Genomic DNA, 11,881 nt, shown 5'->3' with positions numbered 1-11,881 from the left:
AGTAATTAGGGAGGGTGCACTACCGTAGCAGCTGCCGCCAGGCGGCGTCCGGCCACGGCGGGGTATTCCCGGCCCTGCGCGGCGCCTACGGACGCGGCCTTGCGGCCGCTGCTACAGGGTTTTAGTGTCAACGCCCCTTGAACCGCGCCTCGCGCTTGGCGATGAACGCCGCCATGCCTTCTTTCTGGTCCTCTGTGGCGAACGCTGCATGGAACACCCGGCGCTCGAAGCGCACGCCTTCGCTGAGGCTGACTTCGAAGGCGCGGTTAACGCTTTCCTTGACCATCATGGCCACCGGCAGCGACTTGGCGGCGATCTGCGTGGCGCAGGCCATGGCCTCTTCCAGCAACTGTTCGGCCGGCACGATACGCGCGACGATGCCGGCGCGCTCGGCCTCCACCGCGTCCATCAGCCGCCCGGTGAGGCACAGCTCCATGGCCTTGGCCTTGCCCACGGCGTGGGTCAGGCGCTGGGTGCCGCCCATGCCCGGCAGCACGCCGAGCTTGATTTCCGGCTGGCCAAAGCGCGCGGTGTCGGCGGCCAGAATGAAGTCGCACATCAGCGCCAACTCGCAGCCGCCGCCCAGGGCGAAGCCCGCTACCGCAGCGATCATCGGCTTGCGCCGGTTGGCAATGCGGTCGGTCTCGCTGAACAGGTCGTCGAGATAGATTTGCGGGTAGGTGCGCTCGGCCATTTCCTTGATATCGGCGCCGGCGGCGAAGGCCTTGGCGGAACCGGTGATGACGATGCAGCCGATATCACGGTCCGCGTCCAGCACGTCGAGGGCCTGGTTCAGTTCGCTGATCAGCTGGGCGTTGAGGGCGTTCAGCGCCTCGGGCCGGTTGAGGGTGACCAGGCCGACACGGCCACGGGTTTCCAGCAGCAGGGTGTGGTACGCCATCGAGGCTCTCTCCTTGTTATAAGTTGCGCGCAATGACCATCCGCTGAATGTCGCTGGTGCCTTCGTAAATCTGGCAAATGCGTACGTCGCGGTAAATGCGCTCCAGCGGAAAGTCATTGAGATAACCATACCCACCCAGGGTCTGCAACGCGTCCGAGCAGACCTTTTCGGCCATTTCCGAGGCGAAAAGCTTCGCCATCGATGCTTCCACCAACGCCGGTTGCCCGGCATCACGCAACGCCGCCGCGTGATAGACCATCTGCCGGGCGACGCTGATCTGGGTGTGCATGTCGGCCAGGCGGAAGGCCACGGCCTGGTGTTCAAGCAACGGCTTGCCGAAGCTTTCGCGCTCGCGGGCGTAGTCGCGCGCCACCTCGAAGGCGGCGCGGGCCATGCCCACCGCCTGGGCGGCAATGCCGATGCGCCCGCCTTCAAGGTTAGCCAGGGCGATCTTGTAGCCCTGCCCTTCGCTGCCCAGCAGGTTTGCCGCCGGCACGCGCAAATCCTCGAACACCAACTGGCAGGTGTCGGAGGCATGCAGGCCGAGTTTTTCCTCCACCCGCACCACCTGGTAGCCAGGGCTGTCGGTGGGCACGATGAAGGCGCTGATGCCGCGCTTGCCCGCCTGCGGGTCGGTGACCGCGAAGACGATGGTCATGCCGGCGTTGCTGCCCGAGGTGATGAACTGCTTGCTGCCGTTGATCACGTAGTGGTCGCCGTCGCGGCGGGCGCGGGTGCGCAGGTTGCTGGCGTCGGAGCCGGCCTGGGCCTCGGTGAGGGCGAAGGCGCCGAGCATGGCACCGCTGGCCAGGGGCTGCAGGTATTGGGCCTTCTGCGCCTCGGTGCCAAAGTTGAGGATGGGCACGCAGCCCACCGAATTGTGCACGCTCATGATGGTGGAGCAGGCGCCGTCACCGGCGGCGATTTCCTCCAGGGCCATGGCGTAGGCCAGGTAGCCGGTGTCGCAGCCGCCCCACTGCTCGGGCACCAGCATGCCGAAGAAGCCCAGCTCGGCCATCTCGGCCAGGGCCTCACGGGGGAAAGTGTGGTCGCGGTCCCACTGGGCGGCGAACGGCCGCAGGCGTTCCTGGGCGAACTGGCGGGCGGCGTCGCTGATCTGGCGTTGTTCGTCATTGGCTAGCATGGCAATTCCTTAATAAACGCATTCGATGGCCACGGCGGTGGCTTCGCCGCCGCCGATGCAGATGGCGGCAATGCCGCGGCGCAGCTGGCGTTGGCGCAGGGCGTTGAGCAGCGTCACCAGGATGCGCGCGCCCGAGGCGCCAATCGGGTGGCCCAGCGCGCAGGCGCCACCGTGGACATTGACCTTGGCGTGGGGCAAATCCAGGGCCTGCATGGTCACCAGGGTAACCACGGCGAAGGCTTCGTTGATCTCGAACAGGTCGACCTCGGCCAGGTCCCAGCCGGTGCGCTTGATCAGTTGCTGGATGGCGCCGATCGGCGCGGTGGGGAACAGCGCCGGGGCGTCGGCAAAAGCCGCGTGGCCATGAATGATCGCCAGCGGTTGCAGGCCGCGGCGGCTGGCTTCGCTGTGGCGCATCAGCACCAGGGCCGCAGCGCCGTCAGAGATGGAACTGGCGTTGGCGGCGGTCACCGTACCGCCCTCGCGGAACGCCGGCTTCAGGCTGGGGATCTTGTCCAGGCGCGCCTTGGGCGGCTGCTCGTCGTCGCTGACCAGCCGGCTTTCCTTGCCCACCCGCACGCTCAGCGGCACGATCTCGTCCTTGAACTGGCCGCTGGCGATGGCCTGCTGCGCGCGGGTCAGCGAGGCAATGGCGAAGTCGTCCTGTTGCTGGCGGGTGAAACCGTTGGCCTGGGCGCAGTCTTCGGCGAAGGTGCCCATCAGCCGGCCGGGTTCGTAGGCGTCTTCCAGGCCGTCGAGGAACATGTGGTCCAGCACCCGGCCGTGGCCCATGCGGTAGCCGCTGCGGGCCTTGTCCAGCAGGTAGGGGGCGTTGCTCATGCTTTCCATGCCGCCGGCCACCACCACGCTGGCGCTGCCGGCCAGCAGCTGGTCGTGCCCCAGGATGACCGCCTGCATGCCCGAGCCGCACATTTTGTTGAGGGTGGTACAGGGCGTGGCCTGGGGCAGCCCGGCGCCCAGCGCGGCCTGGCGCGCCGGGGCCTGGCCCAGGCCTGCGGGCAGCACGCAGCCCATCAGCACCTGGTCGACGGCGTCGGGGGCAAGGTGCGCGCGGCTGACGGCGGCGCGGATGGCCTCGGCGCCCAGCTGCGGCGCGGTCAGGCTGTGCAGGTCGCCTTGCAGCCCGCCCATGGGCGTGCGCGCGGCGCTGACGATGACGATGGGGTCGTGGTTCATGACGCTCTCCTTCATGTCGCAGCCCTTCATTTCGCGGCCATGCGCAGGGCGCCGTCGAGGCGGATCACCTCGCCGTTGAGCAGGCGGTTTTCCAGGATGTGGCGCACCAGCGCCGCGTATTCACTCGGCAGGCCCAGGCGCTGCGGGAACGGCACGCCAGCGGCCAGGGAGGCGCGCACCTCGTCGCTCATGCCGGCCATCATCGGTGTCTCGAAGATTCCCGGGGCGATGGTCATCACGCGGATGCCGAAGCGCGCCAGCTCGCGCGCGGCCGGCAGGGTCATGCTGACGATGGCGCCCTTGGAGGCGGCGTAGGCGGCCTGGCCGATCTGGCCGTCGTAGGCGGCGATGGAGGCGGTGTTGATGATAACCCCGCGCTCGCCGTCCTCGCCCGCCTCGGCCTCGGCCATGGCAGCGGCGGCCAGGCGCATCAGGTTGAAGCTGCCCACCACGTTGATGTCCAGCAGGCGGCTGAAACTCTCGAGGGCGTGTGGGCCGTGCTTGCCGAGAATTTTCTCGCCGGTGACCACGCCGGCGCAGTTGACCAGGCCGTGCAGGCCGCCGTAATGGCTGAGCGCCAGTTGCACGGCGGCCTCGGCCTGGTCTTCGCGGCGGATGTCGGCCACCGCGCAACGGCCACGGTCGCCCAGTGCCTGGGCCTGGGTAGCCACGGCGTCGGCGTTGAGGTCGACCAGCACGACGTTGGCGCCGGCCTCGACGAGCATGCGCGCGGTGGCGGCGCCGAGCCCCGAGGCGGCGCCGCTGACCAGGAAAGTCCGTTGGGCAAGTTGCATGGAGCGCGTCCTTATTGTTGTTGGCGTCTCCCTGAAATATGGCCCCGCCCTGCCCGCGCGGCAATGGCCAAAGCGCTCAGACGGGGTGAGCGGTTTGGCCAGTGCCGGCCAGGATCAGGCTGCGGTACTGGCCCGGGCTTGCCCCCGACCATTTGCGAAAGGCCTTGTAGAACGAGCTGGCATCGGCAAAGCCCAGGCGTTCGGCGATGCTCTCGAACGACAGCGGCGCCTCGGCCAGCCAGGCCATGGCCAGTTCGCGCCGCACGCTGTCTTTCAGGCCCTGCCAGGTCTGCCCTTCCTCGGCCAGGCGCCGGCGCAAGGTGGCCGCCGACAGGTGCAGCTGGCGCGCCAGCTCCTCGGCTTCCGGCCAACTGTGCGGCGGCTGCTCGCGCAGCTGCTGGCGCAGGCGCCGGGCCAGGCTATCGGGGTCGCGGTACTTGACCAGGATGTTGGCCGGCGCGCGGTTGAGGAAGCGCTGCAGCTCTTGCGGCGTGCGCCGTACCGGCAGGTCGAGGCAGTCAGCGGCGAAGATGATTCGCGTGCGCGGCCGCTCGAAACGCAGGTTGTGCGAAAACATCACCCGGTAGTCATCGCAATAGGCCGGCGCCGGGCCGCGCAGCTCCACGGCCAGCAACGGGATGCGCCGCCCCGCCAGCCAGCAGGCCACACCGTGGACGATCATCCAGTAGGTGAAATAGGTGAACGCGCGGCGCGGTGGCAGCGCGGCGTCGTCGATGACGATGGCCGCCAGGCCGTGCTCGCGCACCAGCTGCGCGGGCAGGTCCTGCAGCATCAGCGACAAAAAGCCCAGGGCGCTTTCCAGCGCTGCCGCCAGGGTCGGCTGGGCCATGGCGCCGCGACACAGGAACGCCAGGCTGCCAGAGCGCAGCGGGCGCGGGTCCATGCCGAAGAATTCGTCGTCCCGGCGCAGCGCCAGCAGGCGCCACAGGCGCGAGTAGAGCAGCACCGGCACGCGGGCGTCGGCCTGCTGCAGCAGCGCGGGGTCAATGCCGACTTCCGGCAGGAGGGCCACGGGGTCGACGCCGCTTTGCTGCAGGGCTTCGCGGACCATTTGCATGGAGATGGTGTCTTTTTGCGCCATGGAACTGCTCGACGGTTTGAACGATCCCACTCTAACAGAGCTTTCCCTGCGCATACGCAACCCCCGTAGCAGCGGCCGCAGGCCGCGTCCGCACACCCCGCGCAACGCCCGGACGCAGCCTGGCGGCAGCTGCTACAGGGCTGCTGGCAGACCTGGGCCTGGCGGGGTAGAGTCTGCTAATTTTTGTCATGAGGACCACCCATGCTGCGCCTGCCCGCCTTCCTCTTCACCTGCCTGCTCGCCGGCACCACCCACGCCGCCACCCAGGCGCCGGTCTACGGCCCGGAACTGCAAGGCTTCGACTACCCCTACACGCTCAAGCACTTCGAATTCGACTCCCAGGGCAAGTCACTGCAGATGGGCTACATGGACGTGCCCGCCCAGGGCCACGCCAACGGCCAGACCGTGCTGCTGATGCACGGCAAGAACTTCTGCGCGGCCACCTGGGGCACGTCGATCAAGGCGCTGACCGAGGCTGGCTACCGGGTGGTGGCGGCCGACCAGATCGGTTTCTGCACCTCCAGCAAGCCGGACTATTACCAATACAGTTTCCAGCAACTGGCCAACAACACTCACGCGCTGCTGGCGTCCCTGGGCGTGGACAAGGTCACCCTGCTGGGCCACTCCACCGGCGGCATGCTGGCCACCCGCTACGCCCTGCTCTACCCCGACCAGGTGCAGCGCCTGGCGATGGTCAACCCCATCGGCCTGGAAGACTGGAAAGCCCTGGGCGTGCCCTACCGCACCGTCGACCAGTGGTTCGAGCGCGAAGCCAAACTCAACGCCGATGGCATCCGCAACTACGAGCGCAGCACCTATTACGCCGGGCGCTGGAAGCCCGAGTTCGAGCAGTGGGTAACCATGCTCGCCGGCCTGAACGCGGGCCCGGGGCACAACCTGGTGGCATGGAACTCGGCACTGATCTACGACATGATCTTCACCCAACCGGTGGTCTACGAGTTCAAGGACCTGCAGATGCCGACCCTGCTGCTGATCGGTGACGCCGACACCACTGCCATCGGCAGCGACATCGCCCCGCCCGAGGTGAAGGCGCGCATCGGCCACTATGCGGTGCTGGGCAAGCAGGTGAGCCAGGTCATCCCCCACGCCACCCTGGTGGAGTTCCATGGCCTGGGCCACGCCCCACAGATGGAAGAACCCGAGCAATTCCACAAGGCCCTGTTGGCCTGGCTGTCGAAAAACTGACTTTCAAGGAGCAAACGCCGTGCGCATAGCCGTGATTGATGACTGGCAGGACGTGGCCAGTGACGTGGTGGATTGGGCGCCGTTGCAGGCGCTGGGCCAGGTGGATTTCCTGCCGGACTACCCGGCAGACACCCAGACCATGGTGGCGCGCCTGGCGCCCTATGAGGTGATTTGCGTGATGCGCGAACGCACGCTGTTCGACGCGGCGCTGCTGCGGGGCCTAGGGAACCTCAAGCTACTGGTCACCGGCGGCATGCGCAACGCCGCCATCGACCTGGCCGCCGCCAAGGCGCTGGGGGTGCCGGTGGTGGGCACCGACAGCTACAAGCACGCCGCGCCCGAGCTGACCTGGGCGCTGATCATGGCCGCTACCCGCAATGTGCTGGCCGAGGCTACCTCGCTGCAAACCGGCGGCTGGCAGATCGGCCTGGGTGGCGACCTGCACGGCAAGACCCTGGGCATCCTCGGCCTGGGCAGCATCGGCCAGAAGGTGGCGAACTTCGGCAAGGCGTTCGGCATGAACGTCATCGCCTGGAGCGAAAACCTCACCGCCGAACGCGCTGCCGGCGCAGGCGTGCAGTGGGTCAGCAAGCAGGAGCTGTTCGCCCAGGCCGATATCCTCAGCGTGCACCTGGTGCTCAGCGAGCGCAGCCGCGGCCTGGTGGACCGCGAGGCGCTGGGCTGGATGAAACCACGGGCGCTGCTGGTGAACACCGCGCGCGGGCCCATCGTCGACGAAGAGGCGCTGGTGGAAGCGTTGAAGGCCAACCGCCTGGGCGGCGCCGCGCTGGACGTGTTCAGCGTCGAGCCGCTGCCGGCCGAGCACCCCTTCCGCAGGCTGCCGAACGTGTTGGCCACGCCCCACGTGGGCTACGTCAGCGCCAACAACTACCGGCTGTTCTACAGCCAGATGATCGAGGGCATCCTCGCCTGGCACGCCGGCGCGCCCATCCGCCTACTGGCCTGACCACACCTGGGCCTCGGTCCAGCCCAGCTCGGCGAAGTCGCGGGCGCGCAGGTGCGCCTCGCCCTCGCAGAAGAATTCGTCGAGCTGCGGCGGCTTGATGTCGGTGTCGGCCAGCATGGCGTGGACCTGGCCGCGATGGTGCACCTGGTGCTCGAACAGGTGCGCCAGCAGGCGCACGCGGGTGTCACGCTGGGTGCGGTCAGGGCGCAGGATAGTCACGTGGCGGCCCAGGCTGTCGTCCTTGAGCAGCCGGCAATAGGCGATCAACCGGTGGTCGGCCTGGGCCTGCTCGCGGTGCAGGGCCAGGCAGGTGTTGAACGGCTCCTCGGGCTCGAAGAAGCGCCCGCTGTCCAGTTCGGGCGCGTCACCCGCCTGTTCGCATTCCAGCGCCTGCAGGTAAAACCAGTCCACCGTGAGAATGTGGTTGAGGGTGGCCTTGATCGACGGAAAGAAGCTGCTGCGCGGCGCCAGGAACTCGTCCTGGCTCAGCTGCAGGCAGGCCTTGTACAGGCGGTGGTTGGCCCAGCCATTGTTGTAGGCCTGGGCCAGCAGGTAATGGGACAAGGGGTCGGCCATCGCGTGCTCTCCTCAGCTGAAGCGTTGCAACTGCATCTCGCGCAGGCGGCTCAGGGTGCGCCGGAACGGGAATGCCAGGTACCCTTGAGTGTAGAGCGCATCCAGCGCCACCCGCGCCTCGATGTACAGCGGCACCTTGCGGTCATAACACTCGTCGACCAGGGCGATGAAGCGGCGCACGCCGTCGTCGTTGGGCGACAGCTGCGGCAGCTCGCGGTCGCCGGCCACCACCCGTTCCACGCCGTCCTCGGTGCCACGGGCGATTTTCGCCGCACGCTGCTCGGCGCCCAGGGCCGGTACTTCGCCCAGCAGGATGGCGCTGAAGCGGTCGCACAGCTGCATGAAATCCATGGCCGCCCACGGCTGCTCGCACAGTTGCGCATAGGTGCACCACAGCACGTGTTCACTCGCCCGCACCACCGGCAACTGGCGGTAACCCACCGCCAGCGGCTGCGGCGAGGCCGCTTCGTCGCCCTTCAGCGCCTCGAAGGCGGTGCCCAGGGCGCCAGGATCATTGACCCAATAGCGCTGCAGCGCGGTACCAGGGTGCAGCCGGTGGTCTTCATCGCCGTCCACCGCCACCACCTGCATGTGCGCCTCGATGGCGCGTATGGCCGGCAGGAAGCGCCCGCGGTTGAAGCCATCGGCATAGAGCTGATCGGGCGGCTGGTTGGAGGTGGCCACCACGGTGACACCGGCGTCGAACAGCGCGGTCATGAGGCCGCCGAGGATGATGGCGTCGGCAATGTCGGTGACGAAAAACTCGTCGAAGCACAGCACGCGAATTTCCTTGGCCAGGCTGCCGGCCAGCACCTTGAGCGGGTCGCGCACGCTGTCCAGCTGGAACAGGTGCTGGTGCACCCAGGCCATGAAATGGTGAAAGTGCTGGCGCCGGGCGGGTACGGTCAGGCAGCCGTGGAACAGGTCCATCAGCCAGGTCTTGCCACGGCCCACCGGGCCCCACAGGTACACGCCTGGGCACGGTTGGCCCGCCTCAAGTGCCGTGAAACAGGCCTGCAACGCCTGGGCGGCGCGGGCCTGGGCGGGGTCGGTGGCGTAGCCGCGGTCGGTTAGGGCTTGCTGGTAGGCGGTGAGTGGCTCAAGCATAAAACGTCCTGTAGATGACCCCGTAGCAGCTGCCGAAGGCTGCGTCCCGGCCCCCACGCGCACTACCTGATGCACCGTGCTGGCCATGACGCAGCCTTCGGCAGCTGCTACGGGGTGGGTTATTGCTGCAATCCTATTTTAAGCAACTGCCCATCGTCCGCATCGGTGAGCACGTAGAGGAAACCGTCCGGGCCCTGGCGCACGTCGCGGATGCGCGCGTTCAGGCCGCCCAGCAGGCGCTCCTCGTGGCTGACCTTGTCGCCGTCGAAGGTCAGGCGGATCAGCTCCTGGTCAGCCAGCGCGCCGATAAACAGGTCATGCTGCCAGGCCTTGAAACGCTCGGCGTCGTAGAATGCCATGCCGCTGATGGCCGGGGATTTCGCCCATACGTGCAGCGGATCCTTGGCGCCCTTGAGCGTCTTGCCCTGGGCCTCGGGTATCGGCGCCAGGTTGTAGTTGATGCCGTGGGTAGCCAGCGGCCAACCGTAGTTCTGCCCGCGCTCGATGACGTTGATCTCGTCGCCACCGCGTGGCCCGTGCTCGTGGGTCCACAGGGTGCCGGTCCAGGGGTTCAGCGCCGCGCCCTGCTGGTTGCGGTGGCCGTAGGACCAGATCTCCGGGCGCGCACCCTTCTGCCCCACGAAGGGGTTGTCGTCGGGCACGCGGCCGTCGGGGAAGATGCGCACCACCTTGCCCTGCAGCTTGCCCAGGTCCTGGGCGGTGGGCCGCTGGTTGTTCTCGCCCAGGGCGATGAACAGGTAGCCGTCGCGGTCGAACACCAACCGCGAGCCGAAGTGCTCGCCGGTGGACAGCTTGGGCTGCTGGCGGAAGATCACCTGGAAGTTGTCCAGGTGGGTCAGGTCATCCGACAGCTTGCCGCGGCCCACGGCGGTGCCGGCCTTGCCGTCCGGCCCGGCCTCGGCGAAGGACAAATAGACCAGGCGGTCTTCCTTGAACTGCGGCGACAGCGCCACGTCCAGCAGGCCGCCCTGCCCGTGCGCCCACACGCTGGGCCCGCCGCTGATGGGCGCCGACAGCTTGCCCTCGGGGCTGACCACCCGCAGGGTGCCCGGGCGCTCGGTCACCAGGAAGCCCTTGTGGTCGGGCAGGAAGGCCAGGGCCCAGGGGTGGTGCAGGCCCTCGGCCACCGGGGTAACGCTCAAGGGCCCCTGCTCGCTGGGGTAGGTGGCAGGCGCCGTGGCGGCGTGCACGGCGAGGGGCAGGCTTAGCAAGGCACTCAACAGAATCTGACGAAGCATGGGCTATTCCTTTCAGCGGTTGTCATCGCGCGCGGGGCGCTGGCTGTCAAAGTCGGGCTTGGCGGGGGTGCTGCGCAGGTTGTTGCCGTTGCCGATGCCGCCGTTCTGCAGCGTCGGCGGGTTGGGGTTGACCTGCTGGCGCAGGGCCGGCGAGGTGGGCGTGACCGGGCGGGTGCCCTGCATGCTGTTGGGGTTGGCGCGGCGCACGGCGCTGTTGTAGGGGTTGCTGGTGTCGGCCCAGGCGCTGGCGGCCGTGGCGGCCAGCAGCAGGGCGAGGATGGGCGGTAATGCTCGCATGGTGCCTTCTCCCGTTGACGAATCCTGACTATAGGCCCATTGGAACCGCTGCCTGGATGAGCGTTCGATGAAACCTGCGTCAGAGTCGTAACATTTTGTGGCCAGCATCGGGCTACTGCGGCGAACGCGGGGCCTTGGCGGTGGTCTGACGCAGACAACAACACCTGTCTCGAGAATGTGAACATGCGTCGATTCGTACTGCCCGCCCTGCGCCACTACCTGCTGCTGATGCTGGTGGTGGGCCTGAGCGCCTGCGCCCTGCTGCCGCCCCAGGACCCGATCAACATCAACGTGGTGGGCATCGAGCCGTTGCAGGGCCAGGACCTGGAAGTGCGCTTCGCGGTGAAGATCCGCCTGCAGAACCCCAATGAAGACAGCTACACCTACAACGGCGTGGCCCTGAACCTGGACGTCAACGGCCGCCCGCTGGCCTCGGGCGTCAGCAATGAAAGCGGCACCCTGGCGCGGTTCTCCGAGACCATCGTCACCGTGCCGGTCAGCGTCACCGCCTTCAGCGTGCTGCGCCAGACCCTGGGCCTGAGCCAGACCCAGTCGCTGGACAACCTGCCCTACGAGCTGCATGGCAAGCTGGCCAACGGCGTGTTCGGCACCGTGCGCTTCAGCGACCACGGCACCCTGTCGCTGGCGCCGCTGGCGGGCGACAGCGCCCCGCAGCCGTCGCAGAACCCGTACAAGAACAGCCGTTGGCCTGCCGCCACCCCTTGATTACACTGCGGGGACTGACACGGAGTCCCCGCCATGCCCCCTGAACTGCACACCGAACGCCTGCTGCTGACGCCGCTGCAACTGAGCGACGCCGCCGACATCCAGCGCCTGTTTCCCCAGTGGGAAGTGGTGCGCTACCTCGACAGCCACGTGCCGTGGCCCTACCCCGCCGATGGCGCCATCACCTGGGTGCGGGATTTCGTGCTGCCGGCCATGGCGGCGGGCAAGCACTGGGAGTGGGCGATTCGCCTGCGCAACGCACCGCAGCACTTGATCGGCTGCATCGGCCTGATGGATCAAACGGACAATCATCGAGGCTTCTGGCTGGCGCCCGCCTGGCAAGGCCAGGGCTACATGAGTGAAGCCTGTGGCACGGTGACCCGCTACTGGTTCGAGGTACTGGACCGGCCCGTGCTGCGGGTGCCCAAGGCGGTGGCCAATACTGGCTCGCGACGGGTGTCGGAGCGCGAGGGCATGCGGCTGGTGGGTGAGGCCGAGGGGGAATTCGTATGCGGGAGGCTGCAGCGCCAGTTATGGGAATTGCGCCGCGAGGAGTGGCGACGCGGCCATCGGCCGCTGCTACAAAACCTGTAGCAGCGGCCAAA

Annotated in this window: 13 protein-coding genes; 4 read left to right on the top strand and 9 right to left on the bottom strand. The window is 67.8% G+C overall.

The genetic code is table 11. The annotated features are described in order from the left end of the window. Window positions 1–127: 127 nt before the first annotated feature. The 5 genes from AC0SZ7_RS24020 to AC0SZ7_RS24000 all read right to left on the bottom strand — a co-directional run bounded on the left by AC0SZ7_RS24020 (window position 128) and on the right by AC0SZ7_RS24000 (window position 5,138). Window positions 128–901: an enoyl-CoA hydratase gene (locus AC0SZ7_RS24020; protein WP_475506711.1), complete on the bottom strand. Its 774-nt coding sequence runs from the start codon at window positions 899–901 to the stop codon at window positions 128–130. Window positions 902–917: 16 nt separating this feature from the next. Next, on the bottom strand, window positions 918–2,045 hold the full coding sequence (locus AC0SZ7_RS24015) for an acyl-CoA dehydrogenase (RefSeq protein WP_475506710.1): 1,128 nt from the start codon (window positions 2,043–2,045) through the stop codon (window positions 918–920). Window positions 2,046–2,054: 9 nt separating this feature from the next. Continuing rightward, window positions 2,055–3,242 carry an acetyl-CoA C-acyltransferase gene (locus tag AC0SZ7_RS24010; RefSeq protein ID WP_475506709.1) on the bottom strand — a complete coding sequence of 396 codons (1,188 nt, stop codon included), beginning with the start codon at window positions 3,240–3,242 and terminating at the stop codon, window positions 2,055–2,057. Between the two features lie 26 nt (window positions 3,243–3,268). After that, the gene (locus AC0SZ7_RS24005; RefSeq protein ID WP_475506708.1) at window positions 3,269–4,036 is read right to left on the bottom strand and encodes an SDR family NAD(P)-dependent oxidoreductase; all 768 of its coding nucleotides are present in this window, start codon (window positions 4,034–4,036) and stop codon (window positions 3,269–3,271) included. A gap of 76 nt (window positions 4,037–4,112) precedes the next feature. After that, window positions 4,113–5,138: an AraC family transcriptional regulator gene (locus tag AC0SZ7_RS24000; protein ID WP_475506707.1), complete on the bottom strand. Its 1,026-nt coding sequence runs from the start codon at window positions 5,136–5,138 to the stop codon at window positions 4,113–4,115. 201 nt (window positions 5,139–5,339) lie between these two features. On the opposite strand from AC0SZ7_RS24000, the gene AC0SZ7_RS23995 reads away from it, so the two are divergent. Then, on the top strand, window positions 5,340–6,344 hold the full coding sequence (locus tag AC0SZ7_RS23995; RefSeq protein WP_475506706.1) for an alpha/beta fold hydrolase: 1,005 nt from the start codon (window positions 5,340–5,342) through the stop codon (window positions 6,342–6,344). Window positions 6,345–6,363: 19 nt separating this feature from the next. Beyond that, window positions 6,364–7,311, top strand: coding sequence for a D-2-hydroxyacid dehydrogenase family protein (locus tag AC0SZ7_RS23990; RefSeq protein ID WP_475506705.1), 948 nt, complete (start codon window positions 6,364–6,366; stop codon window positions 7,309–7,311). Here AC0SZ7_RS23990 and AC0SZ7_RS23985 read toward each other — a convergent pair. The 4 genes from AC0SZ7_RS23985 to AC0SZ7_RS23970 all read right to left on the bottom strand — a co-directional run bounded on the left by AC0SZ7_RS23985 (window position 7,300) and on the right by AC0SZ7_RS23970 (window position 10,550). Beyond that, window positions 7,300–7,887, bottom strand: coding sequence for a DinB family protein (locus AC0SZ7_RS23985; RefSeq protein ID WP_475506704.1), 588 nt, complete (start codon window positions 7,885–7,887; stop codon window positions 7,300–7,302). The two genes, AC0SZ7_RS23990 and AC0SZ7_RS23985, sit on opposite strands and share 12 nt — an antisense overlap. A gap of 12 nt (window positions 7,888–7,899) precedes the next feature. Then, complete coding sequence (zapE, locus tag AC0SZ7_RS23980) at window positions 7,900–8,994, bottom strand: cell division protein ZapE (RefSeq protein WP_475506703.1); 1,095 nt, start codon at window positions 8,992–8,994, stop codon at window positions 7,900–7,902. Between the two features lie 119 nt (window positions 8,995–9,113). Beyond that, complete coding sequence (locus tag AC0SZ7_RS23975) at window positions 9,114–10,253, bottom strand: PQQ-dependent sugar dehydrogenase (protein WP_475506702.1); 1,140 nt, start codon at window positions 10,251–10,253, stop codon at window positions 9,114–9,116. 12 nt (window positions 10,254–10,265) lie between these two features. Next, window positions 10,266–10,550 carry a hypothetical protein gene (locus AC0SZ7_RS23970; protein WP_416423570.1) on the bottom strand — a complete coding sequence of 95 codons (285 nt, stop codon included), beginning with the start codon at window positions 10,548–10,550 and terminating at the stop codon, window positions 10,266–10,268. A 183-nt stretch (window positions 10,551–10,733) separates the two neighbouring features. Between AC0SZ7_RS23970 and AC0SZ7_RS23965 the strand changes: the two genes are divergently transcribed. Together AC0SZ7_RS23965 and AC0SZ7_RS23960 are read left to right on the top strand one after the other, a co-directional pair. Beyond that, a complete protein-coding gene (locus tag AC0SZ7_RS23965) occupies window positions 10,734–11,276 on the top strand; it encodes an LEA/WHy family protein (protein ID WP_475506701.1) in 543 nt (180 codons plus the stop codon). A 33-nt stretch (window positions 11,277–11,309) separates the two neighbouring features. Beyond that, window positions 11,310–11,870, top strand: coding sequence for a GNAT family N-acetyltransferase (locus tag AC0SZ7_RS23960; RefSeq protein WP_475506700.1), 561 nt, complete (start codon window positions 11,310–11,312; stop codon window positions 11,868–11,870). The last annotated feature ends 11 nt before the right edge of the window (window positions 11,871–11,881 follow it).

It is taken from the genome of Pseudomonas sp. JC1203, from assembly GCF_056175065.1.
Note: the sequence above shows the minus strand (reverse complement) of the source record. Positions and strands in the feature narration are given on the sequence as shown.

Excerpts from the sequence above, each read along its gene's own strand:
- zapE (WP_475506703.1), bottom strand. The coding sequence starts at position 8,994 with ATGCTTGAGCCACTCACCGCCTACCAGCAAGCCCTAACCGACCGCGGC.
- AC0SZ7_RS23960 (WP_475506700.1), top strand. The coding sequence starts at position 11,310 with ATGCCCCCTGAACTGCACACCGAACGCCTGCTGCTGACGCCGCTGCAA.
- AC0SZ7_RS24000 (WP_475506707.1), bottom strand. The coding sequence starts at position 5,138 with ATGGCGCAAAAAGACACCATCTCCATGCAAATGGTCCGCGAAGCCCTG.
- AC0SZ7_RS24020 (WP_475506711.1), bottom strand. The coding sequence starts at position 901 with ATGGCGTACCACACCCTGCTGCTGGAAACCCGTGGCCGTGTCGGCCTG.
- AC0SZ7_RS23975 (WP_475506702.1), bottom strand. The coding sequence starts at position 10,253 with ATGCTTCGTCAGATTCTGTTGAGTGCCTTGCTAAGCCTGCCCCTCGCC.
- AC0SZ7_RS23970 (WP_416423570.1), bottom strand. The coding sequence starts at position 10,550 with ATGCGAGCATTACCGCCCATCCTCGCCCTGCTGCTGGCCGCCACGGCC.
- AC0SZ7_RS24010 (WP_475506709.1), bottom strand. The coding sequence starts at position 3,242 with ATGAACCACGACCCCATCGTCATCGTCAGCGCCGCGCGCACGCCCATG.
- AC0SZ7_RS23995 (WP_475506706.1), top strand. The coding sequence starts at position 5,340 with ATGCTGCGCCTGCCCGCCTTCCTCTTCACCTGCCTGCTCGCCGGCACC.
- AC0SZ7_RS23985 (WP_475506704.1), bottom strand. The coding sequence starts at position 7,887 with ATGGCCGACCCCTTGTCCCATTACCTGCTGGCCCAGGCCTACAACAAT.
- AC0SZ7_RS23965 (WP_475506701.1), top strand. The coding sequence starts at position 10,734 with ATGCGTCGATTCGTACTGCCCGCCCTGCGCCACTACCTGCTGCTGATG.
- AC0SZ7_RS24005 (WP_475506708.1), bottom strand. The coding sequence starts at position 4,036 with ATGCAACTTGCCCAACGGACTTTCCTGGTCAGCGGCGCCGCCTCGGGG.
- AC0SZ7_RS24015 (WP_475506710.1), bottom strand. The coding sequence starts at position 2,045 with ATGCTAGCCAATGACGAACAACGCCAGATCAGCGACGCCGCCCGCCAG.